Raw genomic sequence first — 13,324 nt, forward strand, 5'->3', positions numbered from 1 at the left:
CCCCGGTGCGACGAGTGTAGCAACCGGTTGCCTCCGGAGTGAGGGCCTAGAAGAAACCGATTTCTATCCCTAGACTTCAAGGCATGCCAGCCATCGACCTGCCACTGCAGGAGCTCCGTTCGTACCGCGGGAGCAGCCCGCTGCCCGACGACTTCGAGGCGTTCTGGGACGCCACCATCGCCGATGCCCGCGAGCACCCGCTGGCTGTCCGCTTCGAACGCGTCGAAACCTACCTCCCGCTCGTCGAGACCTTCGACGTGACGTTCGCCGGCTACGCTGGCGACCCCATCAAGGCCTGGCTCCACCTCCCCGCGCTGCAGCCCGGGCAGCAGCGGGAGCCGCTTCCCGCCGTCGTCCACTACCTCGGCTACTCCGGCGGACGGGGACTGGCTCACCAGAACACCCTGTGGGCGCAAGCGGGGTACGCGATGCTCATCATGGATTCGCGCGGGCAGGGCTATGGCGCTCTGGTGGGCGAGACGGCTGATCCTCACCCCAGCGCAGGAGGAACTGCCTACCCCGGGCTCATGACCCGCGGCATCCTGGATCCGAAGACGTACTACTACCGCAGGCTCTTCACCGACGCCCTCCGAGCGGTCGAAGCCGTGCAAGCGCATCCCGCGGTGGACGCGTCCCGCGTCGTCGTCCAAGGTGTTTCGCAAGGCGGTGGGCTTGCCGTCGCGGCGGCTGGGCTCGCTGCGGGAAGGGTCGACGGCGTCATCGCCTGCCTGCCCGACGTCAACTTTCTCGCCGACTATCCCCGCGCCCTCGACATCGCGACGACCGGCCCCTACCCGGAGCTCGAGAACTACCTCAAGCGCCACCGCGAGCACGTTGACGCAGCCTTCATGACCCTGCCCTACTTCGACGTCGTCAACCTCGCGCGGTTCGCGCGGGTCCCCGCGTACTTCTCCGTCGCCCTCCGCGATACGACCTGCCCGCCGTCGTCCGTCTACGCCACGTACAACCGCTACGGTGAGGCGGCGGGCGACGCCGGGCCGGTGGAGAAATCGATCGAGGAGTACGCCTTCAACAATCATGAGGGCGGGGGAGAGCACCACGTGGTCCGGCAGCTCGCGTGGCTCCGGAAGCTCTTCGCCTGAGCTGCGTCACAATTGCGCCGCAAGGGACGACCTCGTAAGGTGCTCACATGATCAAGCGTTGGTATGCGTATTTTGCGTTGGCTCTGGAGGGCCAAGCGTAGATACGCGCATACCAACCTTCAGAGCCGACAGGGCAGGGACTCCGGTCCCTGCCCTTCGCCGTTCCAGGCAGGCTCTGAACGCTCCGGGGCCTGTCGGAGAGAGACAGGAACCCATGAATCCGCTGGCTGCCGCACCTTCCCTCGACCCGTCGCTCCGCAATACCCGGGTCGCCGAATTCACCCCGATCCCCACCCCTCGCGAACTCCTCGACGAACTGCCCCTCACTGCCGACGCCCAGGCGGTCGTCGCCCGCGGGCGCGACGAGGTCCGGGCGGTGCTCGACGGCGTCGACGACCGACTGCTCGTGATCGTCGGGCCCTGCTCGATCCACGACCCGGAGGCCGGCCTTGATTACGCGCGCCGACTCGCCGCCGTCGCCCGCGAACACCGCGAGGATCTCCTCGTCGTCATGCGCACCTACTTCGAGAAGCCGCGCACGACGATCGGCTGGAAGGGCCTCATCAACGATCCCCACCTCGACGGCACGCACGACGTCGCGGGCGGCCTCCGCGCGGCGAGGAAGGTCTTGCTCGACGTCTTGCGCCTCGGGCTGCCGACGGCCACGGAGTTCCTCGAACCGATCTCCCCGCAGTACACCGCGGACGCCATCGCATGGGGTGCGATCGGCGCGCGGACAGCGGAGAGCCAGATCCACCGTCAGCTCGTCTCCGGCCTCTCGATGCCGGTCGGCTTCAAGAACGGGACCGACGGCGGCCTGCAGGTCGCCATCGATGCCTGCGGGGCTGCCGCTGGAGGCCAGGCCTTCCTCGGCATTGACGACGACGGCAGGGCCGCACTCGTCTCGACGTCTGGCAATGCGGACGCTCACCTCGTGCTCCGCGGCGGTGCGAGTGGCCCCAATTACGACGCCGAGTCCGTCACCGCTGCCTCAGCGACAATGGCGGCCAAGGGCCTCAACCCGCGACTCATTGTGGACGCCAGCCATGCGAACTGCGGGAAGAACCATCACCGTCAGGCGGAGGTCGCGCTCGAAATCGGGGCCCAGCTTTCTGCGGGCGGGCCGTCCGCGGGGGCGATTGCCGGGGTCATGCTCGAGAGCTTCCTCGTGGGCGGGGCCCAGCCTCTGGACCCGACGATGCTCGGCAGCCTCGTCTACGGACAGTCCGTCACGGACGCGTGCATGGACTGGCAGGTGACCGAGCAGGTGCTTGCCGCCTTGGCAGGAGCGGCGCGTTCGCGGAGGAGTGGCGCCTGACCTCGCAAGACACCTACTTTCACAAGAGTCCCTCGAGCATCTACAGTAGCTAGCACATGCACAGTGAGGGCACCGACAGTCACGTCGTCGAGCGGGCCTCATGGGGATTGCGTCGACGGCGAGCAAGGAACTGAAGATGGCTGGTTCGGGGGAATTCGCGAATACCCGCTTCCTCACGGTCGCGGAGGTCGCGGCGGTGATGCGCGTCTCGAAGATGACCGTGTACCGCCTTGTGCATTCCGGCGAGATGCCTGCCGTGCGCTTCGGGCGGTCGTATCGCGTGCCGGAAGCTGCCGTCGAGGAGTTCGTCCGGCGTTCGACCGTGGATGGGAATACCGAGACCGCCTGAGATTCGGGGCGCCGAAGGGCCTGTCGGAGGCGCTGATTCGGTGCTGTATCCTGTTCAGGAACGTTTTACGTCACGTCACCAGCAGTTGGTTGCCAGCGGCCCCCACGGCGCCCCGGCCAGCGGCCCGGTGCACCAAGTTACTGTAAGGAACTTCTGTGGGCTCAGTTATCAAGAAGCGCCGCAAGCGCATGGCCAAGAAGAAGCACCGCAAGCTGCTTCGCAAGACTCGTCACCAGCGCCGCAACAAGAAGTAAGGCGCGCCTCTCTGAGGCTTGGTGAAACGAGGCCCGCTCCCGCTTTGGGGGGCGGGCCTTTTTTCGCACTGGCTTCAGTCTCGGGTCCAGTCTCGGGTACGCCAACTGCCCCTTCTTAGGGTCCGAAACGCGCTGGGCCAACTGGCGCTGGCTCTGTCGAGCATGGTTGGTGGCCGGTAGCGAGGGTATCGGTTGAGCGAATGACTCAGACGGGTTGAGAAGTGGCCCGACGGCCGAGCGACCCGACGGGAGGTCTTCGTGGAAACGACGCGCGAGCGTGCCAGACGGACGCCCGCCCGCCTTGGATGGCGCGGCTGGCTCAAGGCCCTTGGCCCCGGTCTCGTGACAGGCTCGGCCGACGACGACCCATCAGGCGTCGCGACCTACGCCCAGGCCGGCGCGCAATACGGGTTCGCGGCGGTCTGGGCTGCCCCCGTGGTGCTGCCCCTGATGATCGCCGTTCAGGAGATGTGCGACAGGACGGCTACGGCAACCGGCCAGACGCTCGGCCGGCTCGCCCGGCGCCGCTTCGGCCGGGCCGGCGAGCTCGTCGTGGGCCTCCTGCTGCTGTGCCTGCTCGTGGCCAACATCGTGAACCTCGGTGCGGATCTCATGGCTGTTGGCAAAGGCATGGAGCTGCTTGGGGCGGGGCCCTCACGTGTATGGGCCCCGATTGCAGGCCTGGGACTCGCGGTGCTGCTGATGACCGGCTCGTACAAGCTCGTGTCGAAGATCTTCGTCTGGCTCTGCCTCGTCCTCTTCGCCTACGTCCTCGTCATGTTCCTCGCTGGTGTCCAGTGGGGCGAGGTCCTGGCCGGCCTGACGTTCCAGCGGCTCCAGCTCAACGTGCAGTTCTGGGGTCTTGTCGCGGCGGTGTTCGGCACCTCGATCTCCCCGTACCTGTTCTTCTGGGAAAGCGGGCAGCGCATCGAGGAGATGCGGGCGCGCCCCGAGAACGGCGACAAGCCGGCTGCCGATACCCAGATCCCGGACTACAAGGCGATCCGGCGCCGGCGGCAGCAGCGCATCGACGTCGTGACTGGGATGGTCGTCTCGACCCTGGTGATGTTCTCCATCATCGTCGCCACGGGTGCGACGATCGGCCAGCACCCTACGCACATCAGCTCGGCCGCGGATGCGGCCAAGGCGCTCAAGCCGCTCGCCGGGCCGCTTGCGGGGGCGGTGTTCGCGCTCGGTTTCATCGGAACTGGTCTGCTCGGCGTCCCTGTCCTGGCGTCGGCGGCGTGCATCGGGATCAGTGGCCTCACGGGAAAGGCCTGGGGCTTCGACCGCAGCCCCCGCAAGGCGCCCCTGTTCTACGTGCTGCTGCTCGTTGGGCTGATCGTCGGCACCGTCCTCGCATCCATGTTCACCGATGCGATAGCCCTGCTGGTCCTCTCCGCCATGCTCAATGCCATCGCCGCGGCGCCGTTCGTCGTCGTCGTCCTCTTGATCGCCGGGAACAAGGCGATCATGGGCAAGCGGGCCAACGGCCGCCTCTCGAAGACCATCGGCTGGGTGACGGCGGGCGTCATGGCCGCCGCCGGGATCGTCGCCATCTGGGCGCAATTCGCCGGGGGCTAGAGCCCGCCGGGGTTGGAGCTCACCCGGGGCTAGAGAAGGCCGGGGTTGGAGCAGGCCGCTGCGCCCCGCCCTCGTCCGGTACGCCTTTTCGTCTCGGGTACGCCAACTCACGCGTGCTCGTACCCGAAACGCTCAGGCGAGAGGTTATCTGTACCCGGAACGCTGAGGGGAGAGGTTATCTGTACCCGAAACGAATGGGCGGGAGGGTTAGCGGCGGAAACGGGTGTAGCTGCGCCAGAGCCCATACACGGCGCCGCCCACGGTGGCGAGCTTGAGACCGAGGGTCGCGGCTCGTCGGCCGGACCGGAAGTCGTAGATCGGCCAGTTGTGCGTGTTGGCATGGTGGCGCAGGCGCGCATCGGGATTGATCGCGACGGGATGGCCAACGAGGCTGAGCAGCGGAATGTCGTTGTGCGAATCCGAGTAAGCCCAGCAGCGCTTGAGATCCAGGCTCTCCCGCTCCGCGAGCTCGGCCACCGCTTCCGCTTTGGCCTTGCCGTGCAGGATGTGGCCCACGATCCGCCCTGTGTACTCGCCGTTCTCGATCTCCGCGACCGTGCCCAGCGCGCCGGTCAGCCCGAGCCTCTCGGAGATGACGGACGCGATCTCGATCGGCGTCGCGGTCACGAGCCACACCCTCCGCCCGACGCGCAGGTGCTGCTCGGCGAGCGCCTTGGTACCGGGCCAGATGCGGGACTCGATCATCTCGTCGTAGACCTCGTAGCCGACCGTCGCGACGTCCTCTGCCCGAATGCCCGCCGCGAGTGCGAGGGCCGAGCTTTGGATCGAGTGCACGTCTTCGAGGGTTTCGCCCCGGAGGAGGAACGTGAACTGCTTCCACGCGAAACCCGCCGCGTCGCGGAGGGTGAAGACTTTGCGCTGGTACATCTTGCGGCCCACGTGGAAGAGGCTCGCGCCGCGCATGAGGGTGTTGTCGACGTCGAAGAACGCCGCCTCGGTAGGCCGGGCCTGCGGGGCCGGGCGCGCCGAGGCATACGCGTACTTCTGGGCGGGCATGGATCCGAGTGTAGTCAAGACGGGAGGGACCTCGCGCTACCGTGGAGGCATGCGCACCCCTGAGATCGTTCTGGTCACCCGGCGCGAGTGCCACCTGTGCGAGGCAGCGCGCGACGTCGTAGGCCGGGTTGCCGCGGACATCGGCGCCCCGTGGAGCGAGCAGCTCATTGACGACGACGCGGATCTCGCCGCGCGCTTCGCCGAGGAAGTTCCCGTGGTGCTCGTGGACGGCGTGCAGCGGGACTTCTGGAAGATCGACGAAGCAAGACTCCGCCGCACGCTTGCAGCCGCTTCCCAGACGGACCAGCACTGAGAATCTTGGAGACGGCTGTTTTGGCTGGGGACCGGCACCGTCCTAGAGTGAATCGGGCCTAGGAACGGTCGCGGAAGGAATGGTGCAGTGACGTCTCACGCGCAGTCGCCTGAGGGCGTCACGGGTGAGCCGCCCGCGAAGCGACTGCCAGGCGCCGTCGTCGCCCGTCTTACCGTCTATCTCCGTGCCCTCAACGGCTTCGTCGCGGAAGGGATCGAGCGGGTCTCCTCCGACGCCCTAGCCGAGGCCTCGGGGGTGAGCTCGGCAACTCTGCGCAAGGACCTCTCCCAACTCGGCTCCTACGGCACTCGGGGTGTGGGGTATGAGGTGGACAACCTCCTGCAGCACCTCTCGGCAGCGCTGGGACTCACTCGCGATTGGCGAGTCGCGATCGTCGGTGCGGGAAACCTCGGCCGGGCCCTCGCCCGATACGGCGGCTTCGAGACGCGCGGGTTCGAGGTCGTCGCGCTGCTGGACACCGATCCTGAGCTGATCGGCAACGAAGTGGGCTGGCTCCGGGTCACAGATGCCTCCAACCTCGAAGCCATCTTCCGCCGCACACGCGCCAACATGGCCGTGCTGGCGCTTCCGGGATCGGCTGCGCAGCAGGCCTGCGACCGGGTTGTTTCGGCGGGGGTCCGGAGCATCCTCAGTTTCGCGCCGACCATTCTGCAGGTGCCGCGCGGCGTGACGCTTCGCAAGGTGGACATGGCCACAGAACTGCAGATCCTCGCCTACCATGCTCAGCGCGGCGAGGCCGGCGGCCAGACCGGCGAGAACGAGCACGGCGAGCCCGCGGCGGGCACCGCCCCTTAGCCGGAAGCGCCGGCGCCCTTAGCGGGAAGGGCCGGCGCTCTTAGCGGGAGACGCCGGCGGCGCGGCTAGCGGATGTAGCCCCTCCGCGCCGCGGCGGCGGTCGCGAAGTAGAAGTTCGACGGCGGGAGCCACTCGAGGACGGTTGCCACCACGTAGGCGGTGGTCGTCGTCGCGCTCAGCAGGTAGAGCGGCGCCTGGGAGAAGAACTGGTTCACCATGATCGGCGCGAGGGCGAACAGGTAGACGACGCCGAGGAGCGCGCTCAGCGCGGACAGGGCGGCGAAGACCGTCTGCAGGATTCTGACCCAGTTGCGCCCCGAGCGGACCCCGAACGCGATGAGGACCCCGATCGCGGCGGCGACCAGCGTGGTCACCCACAGAGTCGGTTCGATCATGCCCTGGATCTGCTCAGTCAGCCCCGGTGGAAGGGACTGGCGGGACTGGATGGCGACTTCGGCGAGGGTCGTGTTCAGACTGTTCTGCGCGACCTGCGCTTGTGCCGGCACCGCCAAGAGCGGCAGCACCGCTGAAGCTGTGAGGCACCAGAAGGCGGCGTTGACCGTACCAGGCCGCTCCAAGCGGCGCGGGCTGGGCATCCCGGGGAACGAACCCGTGGGGAGCTGGCTGGGCCAAGGGCCCGAGTGGGGGCTCTGAGTCATGTGGCTCGCCGCCTCACTGACCGTAAGGGTTTCCGAAGGACCGCGGAGGCCCGGAATAGGGGTTGTTGAACTGGTTCTGGCTATCCAGGAACGCAGAGACCGGCCGGCGGAAGATGACGACGATCGACGCGATCGCGAGCGCAATGGTGATGAGCGAGAATAGGCCCGCACCGAAGAAGCTCAGGATGGCGAGTGCGAGGAACACGGTGGCGAGCACCCGCGCCCAGCGGCGGCCGCGGCGGAGGAAGACGGCGGAAACCGCGAGCACGACGGCGTTGATCACCGCGCCGGCGAACAGAACCCACAGGAACGTCAGGATGAGGCTGCGGACGCGGTCAGGGGCGAGGGCGGGTCTTGTCGCCTCCTGCGAATACATGTTCTGAAGCGTGCCGATCTGGCTCGAGGTGACCGCGAGGCCCAAGATGCCCACGAGCACCTCGACGATCGCGGTCGCGATGATGAGCCAGAACGCAAGAGTGATGGCCGACTGCTGGGCGCTCGGGGGCGGAGCCTCGTAGCCCAGCGAGCCTGACCCGGGCGAACCGTAGGGAGGCTGGCCGTACTGGGGCGCCTGGCCGGACTGGGGCGCCTGGCCGTACTGGGGCGCCTGGCCGTACTGGGGCGCCTGGCCGGACTGGGGAGGCTGGCCATACTGCGGTGCCTTGTATTGCGGGGCTTGGCCATACTGCGGGTTCTGGCCATATTGGGGTGGCTGGCCGTACGGCTGGTTCTGGCCGTACGGCTGGTTCTGGGGCTGGCCGTACTGGGGCTGGCCATACTGCGGCGGCTGCTGCCCATGCTGGCCCGGTTCGGGCGTCTGGGCTCCGGGCGCGTACTGCCCGAAGCGGGGCGCCGGCCGTGGCTCCTCGACCCCGCCCGCGCTCTCGACGCCGCCCGTGCTCTCGACGCCGCCCGCGGTCTCGGATCCGGTTCCCTCAGGTCCCGCGCTCTCGCGTCCCGCATCCTCGTCCCGCGGGCCCTCGGGCTGCTGGGGGTTGCTCATGGCTCGTCCTCCGCTCGGCGAATACGGAGCGGCCACTGTTCCGTCCCCGCAATGCCCACCATACCGGCACGTGCCCCGCAAAGGCTCGGATATTCGGCGCGATATCTGGGCGAAAATCTCCGGGAATTCCTGCGCCGATTCGCCTTCCGGCGCGGCGAAGCCCCGCCCGAGGAACGGTTCCTGGGACGGGGCTTCGCTACCGCGTCAGCGGTTGTGCAGGGTGAGAGCTGAGGCTCAGGCCTGGGGTGCGGTGAAGGCGAGGTCGAGGGAGATCACGACCTTGTCGCTCACGAGCACGCCGCCCGCCTCGAGGGCGGCGTTCCACGTGAGGCCGAACTCCTTGCGGGAGATCGTGGTCTCGCCGGAGATCCCGGCGCGGGTGGCGCCGAACGGATCGACGGCAACGCCGTTGAACTCCGTCTCGATCGTGATCTGCTGGGTAACGCCCTTGATGGTGAGGTTGCCGGTGACGTCGTAGGACTCGCCGTTGTGCTCGATCGAGGTCGAGACGAAGGTCATGTCGGGGTATTCCTCGACGTCGAAGAAGTCGGCGCCCTTGACGTGGGCGTCGCGGTTGGCGTCGGCGGAGTCGAAGGACGCGGTCTTCACCGTGGCCTCAACGCGGGTCTCGGCGAGGCTCTGGCCCACGTTGACAGTCGCAGTGGCGTCGGTGAACTTGCCGCGGACCTTGCTGATGCCCGCGTGGCGGACGGTGAAGGCAATGTCGCTGTGGGCGATGTCGAGGGTCCAGATGCCGGGAGTGATGCCGGAGGGGACGGTCATGGCGATCTCCTTGATTGTCGAGCCGGGTCAGGTGGTTGAAGTGTCAACCAATGGAGACATCATATCCATGCAAATGCATGTTCTGCCACCCCTGTGCTCGATCTCACAGCTAACTCCCGGGAACGGGGAGTAGTTCTACTTCTCGTAGAATGAGTTCGAGCGGGGGCACTCAGCTGCCTGCAGCTCGGAAGTGCCGGACGATTTCCCGCAGCCTCAACCATTTGAGAAACTGGATGCCATGCCTTCTTCCACCGTCCATCTTTTGCGCCACGGCGAGGTCTACAACCCCGCCGGCGTGCTGTACGGCCGGCTCCCGGAGTTCCACCTCTCCGAGCGCGGGCTGAAGATGGCGGAGTGCGTCGCCGAATACTTCGCCGAGCGGGCGCACGACGGCGCCCGGATCGTCTATCTCGCGGCCTCGCCTCTCACGCGGGCCCAGGAGACTGCGGCTCCGACCGCCGCCATCCTTGGCCTCGATATAGAGCCAGAGCCGCGGATCATCGAGGCCGAGAACCGCTTCGAGGGCCTGCGGGTCAACCGCAGTGAGCTCGCCAAGCCCCGCCACTGGCCTTACCTTGTCAACCCTTTCCGCCCCTCTTGGGGCGAGCCGTATGAGCAGCAAGCGGCCCGAGTCCTTGACGCCGTCGCGGACGCGGCGCGGGTCGCCGTCGACCGCGGGGGAGAAGGCGCCGAAGCAATCCTCGTTGCCCACCAGCTCCCCATCTGGGTCACCCGGCTCAAAGTCCAGGGGCGGCCGCTCTGGCATGACCCCCGAATGCGCGAGTGCACGCTCGCCTCGGTCACGAGCCTGACCGTCGACACAGCGAGCGGCGCCGTCGTCTCGCTCCGCTACGCCGAGCCCGCCGCCGCCCTCCTCCCGGGTGCCGCGACGACGCCGGGGGCTTGAGAATTATGACCGCACCAGATCCCACCCGCCGCCGCTTCCTCCGGCTCGCTGCCGCTGTTCCGGCGGCTGCGCTGTCCGTCGCTGCCCTCTCGGCCTGCACGTCGAACGACCCTCTTGCCGCCCAGGCCCGAGCCGGCGACGACAAGAACTACGTTGCCGGCGACGGCTCGGTCACGGAGTACGCGAAAGACCAGCGGAAGCCCCCGGTCTCCTTCACCGGCACCCTCTACGACGGCACGACGGTCGATTCCAAGACCTTCCTCGGCCACGTTGCAGTACTCAACTTCTGGTTCGCAGCTTGCGCGCCGTGCCGCGTCGAGGCGCCGTCCCTGAAGGCGCTGCACGACGAGTTCGCGCCACAGGGCGTGATCTTCTACGGCGTGAACCTGCGCGACGAGAAGGGCACGGCGGAGGCCTTCGAGCAGACGTTCGCCATGCCGTACCCGAGCTTCAACGATCAGGATGGGCGCGTGCTCCTCGCGGTGTCCGGTGTCGTCCCGCCGGGCGCGGTGCCCACGACGCTCGTCCTCGACAAGCAGGGCCGCGTCTCCGCCCGGATCCTGGGCGAGCTCGACAAGGGCACGCTCAAGGCCCTCATCCAGACAGCGGCGGCAGAGTAGCGTGGGTGGCAACAGCTTCAGCGACGCCGTCCTCAATGGCTCACTCCTGCTTGCCGTGCCGGTGGCGCTCCTCGCCGGCTTCGTCTCGTTTGTCTCGCCCTGCGTCCTCCCGCTCGTTCCCGGCTACCTCGGGTACGTGACGGGCCTGACCGGCGTCGACCTCGAGAAGCAGAAGCGCGGGCGCATGGTGTCCGGCATCGGGCTTTTCGTGCTCGGTTTCACCGCGGTGTTCGTCGCCACGGGGGCTGTCTTCGGGCAGCTGGGGGCGTGGCTCGCCATCTCCTCGTCGTGGCTCACGCGGGTGCTGGGGATCGTCGTCGTCCTCATGGGCATTGTGTTCATGGGGGGACTCGGGATCTTCCAGCGTGAGGCGCGCGTGCACGCCAAGGTGCCCGCAGGTCTGTGGGGCGCCCCGCTCCTCGGGGTGACATTCGGCTTGGGCTGGGTTCCGTGCATTGGCCCGACCCTGGCTGCGGTGCAGCTCCTCGCGTTCACGAGCGGGACCACGGCCTACAAGGGCGCGCTCCTCACGTTCGTGTACTGCCTCGGACTCGGGGTGCCGTTCCTGCTCATAGCGCTCGCGTTCCGCCGGGGCATGGGCGCGCTCAAATTCTTCAAACGTCACCGCCGGGCACTGCAGGCCTTCGGCGGCGGCATGCTGATCCTGATCGGCGTGCTGATGGTCTCCGGAGTGTGGAGCCAGTGGATCTCCCAGCTGCAGATCTGGATCGGAACCGTGAGGCTGCCCGTCTGATGACCCTCAAGACTGAGAACGAGAAGACCCCCAAAGAACCGCGCAAGGTGCGGCAGAGCAAGCGGAATGACGTCGCGCTGCCGGTGCTCGGGTTGCTGGGGATGCTGCGCTGGGCGTGGACCCAGCTGACGAGCATGAAGACGGCGCTCTTCCTGCTCCTCCTCCTCGCGGTGGCTGCCGTGCCTGGGTCGCTCTTCCCGCAGCGGCCCGTCAACCCGTCCGTGGTCACGCAGTACCTCAAGGACCACGCGGACTACGGGCCGATCCTCGACAAGCTCCAGATGTTCGACGTGTATTCGTCCGTCTGGTTCTCCGCGATCTACCTGCTGCTGTTCATTTCGCTCATCGGCTGCGTGATCCCGCGCGCGATCGCCCACTGGAAGGCTTGGCGCTCGAAGCCGCCGCGGACCCCCGTGCGGCTGTCCCGCCTGCCCGTCTACGGAACCCTGGTCGTCCCGTCCGAGCAGCAGCTCGGCGCCGAGGAGGCGGCCCGGCAGGCGGCCGCCGCGCTCAAGAAGCGCGGCTACCGCGTCGACCTGCGCCCGGCGTCCGACGACGGCGGTCCCGGAGGCAAGGCGACCCTCGCCTCCGTCGGGGCTGAGCGGGGCTACATTCGTGAACTCGGGAACCTCTGCTTCCACAGCGGACTCGTAGGCGTCCTGATCGCAGTGGCGATCGGCGTCCTGTTCGGCTACAGCGGGCAGCGGACCCTCGTCGAGGGCGATACGTTCGTGAACACGCTCGTCGGCTACGACCAGTTCAACCCCGGAACCGACTTCCAGTCCTCGTGGCTCGCGCCGTATTCGATCCAGCTCGACAAGTTCGACGTCATCTACGACCGCGAGTCGCCGGGCCACTTCGGGCAGCCGCTCGACTTCACGGCGCACCTCACCACCAAGGACTCGCCGGACGCCACTGCCAAGAAGCAGGATCTCAAGGTCAACGATCCGCTGAGCATCGGGGGCACCGATGTCTACCTTGTGGGCAACGGGTACGCGCCGGTCGTGACGGTCCGCGGCGGCGACGGCAAGATCGCGTACCAGGGCCCGATGCCGTCGCTTCCGACCGACACCGTCTACACCTCGACCGTGGTCATCAAGGCGCCGGACGCGAAGCCGAAGCAGCTCGGCTTCGTCGGCTTCTTCCTCCCGACTGCTGTCACTGACTCGAACGGCGTCGCCTATAGCGCCGACCCCGATCCTCTGGCCGCTCAGCTCGACCTCAACTCCTACGTGGGGGACCTCGGTCTCGACAAGGGTGCCCCGCAGAGCGTGTACGCGCTCGACGTCTCGAAGCTCACGCAGATCAACGGTCCCAAGCTCCCGGCGAAGGGCATCGTCCTGAACGCCGGGCAGTCGTACACGCTCCCCAACGGGCAGGGCTCCATCAGCTTCGACGGGCTCAAGCGCTACGTGGCGCTCGACATCCATCACAACCCAGGGCAGGTGTGGGCGCTCGGCTTCGCGCTCTTCTCCCTCGCCGGCCTCATCGCCTCGCTCTTCGTGCCGCGCCGCCGCCTGTGGCTGCGGTTCGGAGACCACGAGGACGGACGCACCATGGTCGAGTACGGGCTCTTGGCCCGTGGTGAGGACCACGGCCTCGCAGGGGAGGGCAAGGCCGTTCGGGCCGCGCTCGCGAAGGCGTGGAATGTTGCCGACCCGGCATCCGGCGCTCCAAGGGGAGCCGCGCAGGCGCAGAATAGGACTCAGTCAACCTCAGAGAAGGACATGTGATGCCTCTCAACCAGACCCTCGGCTCCTACAGCGAACTCTTCATGCTGCTTGCCGCCGGGACGTACGTCGTCGCCTTCCTCGCGTTCGCGTGGGACATGGCGACGACGTACG

15 protein-coding genes are annotated in these 13,324 nt (G+C 67.6%); 11 read left to right on the plus strand and 4 right to left on the minus strand.

The features are described from left to right. The first annotated feature begins 83 nt into the window (after positions 1-83). The 5 genes from LK10_RS13675 (at position 84) to LK10_RS13690 (ending at position 4,608) form a co-directional block, all read left to right on the plus strand. On the plus strand, positions 84-1,103 hold the full coding sequence (locus tag LK10_RS13675) for an acetylxylan esterase (protein WP_043124705.1): 1,020 nt from the start codon (positions 84-86) through the stop codon (positions 1,101-1,103). Between the two features lie 214 nt (positions 1,104-1,317). Beyond that, entirely contained in the window at positions 1,318-2,421 is a 1,104-nt protein-coding gene (locus LK10_RS13680) for a 3-deoxy-7-phosphoheptulonate synthase (RefSeq protein WP_043124707.1), read from the plus strand. Positions 2,422-2,557: 136 nt separating this feature from the next. Then, entirely contained in the window at positions 2,558-2,770 is a 213-nt protein-coding gene (locus LK10_RS13685) for a helix-turn-helix domain-containing protein (protein WP_043124759.1), read from the plus strand. 155 nt (positions 2,771-2,925) lie between these two features. Beyond that, positions 2,926-3,024 carry a 30S ribosomal protein bS22 gene (locus tag LK10_RS21445; protein WP_003792170.1) on the plus strand — a complete coding sequence of 33 codons (99 nt, stop codon included), beginning with the start codon at positions 2,926-2,928 and terminating at the stop codon, positions 3,022-3,024. A gap of 258 nt (positions 3,025-3,282) precedes the next feature. Further along, on the plus strand, positions 3,283-4,608 hold the full coding sequence (locus LK10_RS13690) for an Nramp family divalent metal transporter (protein WP_043124710.1): 1,326 nt from the start codon (positions 3,283-3,285) through the stop codon (positions 4,606-4,608). 207 nt (positions 4,609-4,815) lie between these two features. On the opposite strand, the gene LK10_RS13695 is transcribed toward LK10_RS13690, so the two are convergent. Beyond that, on the minus strand, positions 4,816-5,625 hold the full coding sequence (locus LK10_RS13695; RefSeq protein ID WP_043124712.1) for an HAD family hydrolase: 810 nt from the start codon (positions 5,623-5,625) through the stop codon (positions 4,816-4,818). A gap of 49 nt (positions 5,626-5,674) precedes the next feature. Between LK10_RS13695 and LK10_RS13700 the strand changes: the two genes are divergently transcribed. Together LK10_RS13700 and LK10_RS13705 are read left to right on the plus strand one after the other, a co-directional pair. Continuing rightward, the gene (locus LK10_RS13700) at positions 5,675-5,938 is read left to right on the plus strand and encodes a glutaredoxin family protein (protein ID WP_043124715.1); all 264 of its coding nucleotides are present in this window, start codon (positions 5,675-5,677) and stop codon (positions 5,936-5,938) included. An 87-nt stretch (positions 5,939-6,025) separates the two neighbouring features. Next, positions 6,026-6,754: a redox-sensing transcriptional repressor Rex gene (locus LK10_RS13705; RefSeq protein ID WP_052207351.1), complete on the plus strand. Its 729-nt coding sequence runs from the start codon at positions 6,026-6,028 to the stop codon at positions 6,752-6,754. Positions 6,755-6,819: 65 nt separating this feature from the next. Here the strand turns inward: LK10_RS13705 and LK10_RS20955 are convergent, their stop codons facing one another. The 3 genes from LK10_RS20955 to LK10_RS13720 all read right to left on the minus strand — a co-directional run bounded on the left by LK10_RS20955 (position 6,820) and on the right by LK10_RS13720 (position 9,199). After that, on the minus strand, positions 6,820-7,413 hold the full coding sequence (locus LK10_RS20955) for a hypothetical protein (protein WP_052207352.1): 594 nt from the start codon (positions 7,411-7,413) through the stop codon (positions 6,820-6,822). A 13-nt stretch (positions 7,414-7,426) separates the two neighbouring features. Next, positions 7,427-8,416, minus strand: coding sequence for a DUF4064 domain-containing protein (locus LK10_RS22320; protein ID WP_052207353.1), 990 nt, complete (start codon positions 8,414-8,416; stop codon positions 7,427-7,429). Between the two features lie 234 nt (positions 8,417-8,650). Next, positions 8,651-9,199 carry a YceI family protein gene (locus LK10_RS13720; protein ID WP_043124717.1) on the minus strand — a complete coding sequence of 183 codons (549 nt, stop codon included), beginning with the start codon at positions 9,197-9,199 and terminating at the stop codon, positions 8,651-8,653. A 238-nt stretch (positions 9,200-9,437) separates the two neighbouring features. On the opposite strand from LK10_RS13720, the gene LK10_RS13725 reads away from it, so the two are divergent. The 4 genes from LK10_RS13725 to resB are packed head-to-tail and all read left to right on the plus strand — an operon-like array spanning position 9,438 to position 13,213. Continuing rightward, positions 9,438-10,106 (plus strand): histidine phosphatase family protein, encoded by a 669-nt coding sequence (locus LK10_RS13725; protein WP_043124720.1) that lies wholly within the window; start codon positions 9,438-9,440, stop codon positions 10,104-10,106. A 5-nt stretch (positions 10,107-10,111) separates the two neighbouring features. After that, positions 10,112-10,726: a TlpA family protein disulfide reductase gene (locus LK10_RS13730; RefSeq protein WP_052207354.1), complete on the plus strand. Its 615-nt coding sequence runs from the start codon at positions 10,112-10,114 to the stop codon at positions 10,724-10,726. 1 nt (position 10,727) lies between these two features. After that, a complete protein-coding gene (locus tag LK10_RS13735; protein WP_043124724.1) occupies positions 10,728-11,480 on the plus strand; it encodes a cytochrome c biogenesis CcdA family protein in 753 nt (250 codons plus the stop codon). Then, a complete protein-coding gene (resB, locus tag LK10_RS13740) occupies positions 11,480-13,213 on the plus strand; it encodes a cytochrome c biogenesis protein ResB (protein WP_043124727.1) in 1,734 nt (577 codons plus the stop codon). The genes LK10_RS13735 and resB overlap by 1 nt, the downstream gene beginning before the upstream one ends. The last annotated feature ends 111 nt before the right edge of the window (positions 13,214-13,324 follow it).

This window comes from Sinomonas humi (assembly GCF_000802235.1).
Taxonomy (GTDB): domain Bacteria; phylum Actinomycetota; class Actinomycetes; order Actinomycetales; family Micrococcaceae; genus Sinomonas; species Sinomonas humi.

Excerpts from the sequence above, each read along its gene's own strand:
- LK10_RS13730 (WP_052207354.1), top strand. The coding sequence starts at position 10,112 with ATGACCGCACCAGATCCCACCCGCCGCCGCTTCCTCCGGCTCGCTGCC.
- LK10_RS13680 (WP_043124707.1), top strand. The coding sequence starts at position 1,318 with ATGAATCCGCTGGCTGCCGCACCTTCCCTCGACCCGTCGCTCCGCAAT.
- LK10_RS13675 (WP_043124705.1), top strand. The coding sequence starts at position 84 with ATGCCAGCCATCGACCTGCCACTGCAGGAGCTCCGTTCGTACCGCGGG.
- LK10_RS22320 (WP_052207353.1), bottom strand. The coding sequence starts at position 8,416 with ATGAGCAACCCCCAGCAGCCCGAGGGCCCGCGGGACGAGGATGCGGGA.
- resB (WP_043124727.1), top strand. The coding sequence starts at position 11,480 with ATGACCCTCAAGACTGAGAACGAGAAGACCCCCAAAGAACCGCGCAAG.
- LK10_RS13685 (WP_043124759.1), top strand. The coding sequence starts at position 2,558 with ATGGCTGGTTCGGGGGAATTCGCGAATACCCGCTTCCTCACGGTCGCG.
- LK10_RS20955 (WP_052207352.1), bottom strand. The coding sequence starts at position 7,413 with ATGACTCAGAGCCCCCACTCGGGCCCTTGGCCCAGCCAGCTCCCCACG.
- LK10_RS13695 (WP_043124712.1), bottom strand. The coding sequence starts at position 5,625 with ATGCCCGCCCAGAAGTACGCGTATGCCTCGGCGCGCCCGGCCCCGCAG.
- LK10_RS13720 (WP_043124717.1), bottom strand. The coding sequence starts at position 9,199 with ATGACCGTCCCCTCCGGCATCACTCCCGGCATCTGGACCCTCGACATC.
- LK10_RS13700 (WP_043124715.1), top strand. The coding sequence starts at position 5,675 with ATGCGCACCCCTGAGATCGTTCTGGTCACCCGGCGCGAGTGCCACCTG.
- LK10_RS13725 (WP_043124720.1), top strand. The coding sequence starts at position 9,438 with ATGCCTTCTTCCACCGTCCATCTTTTGCGCCACGGCGAGGTCTACAAC.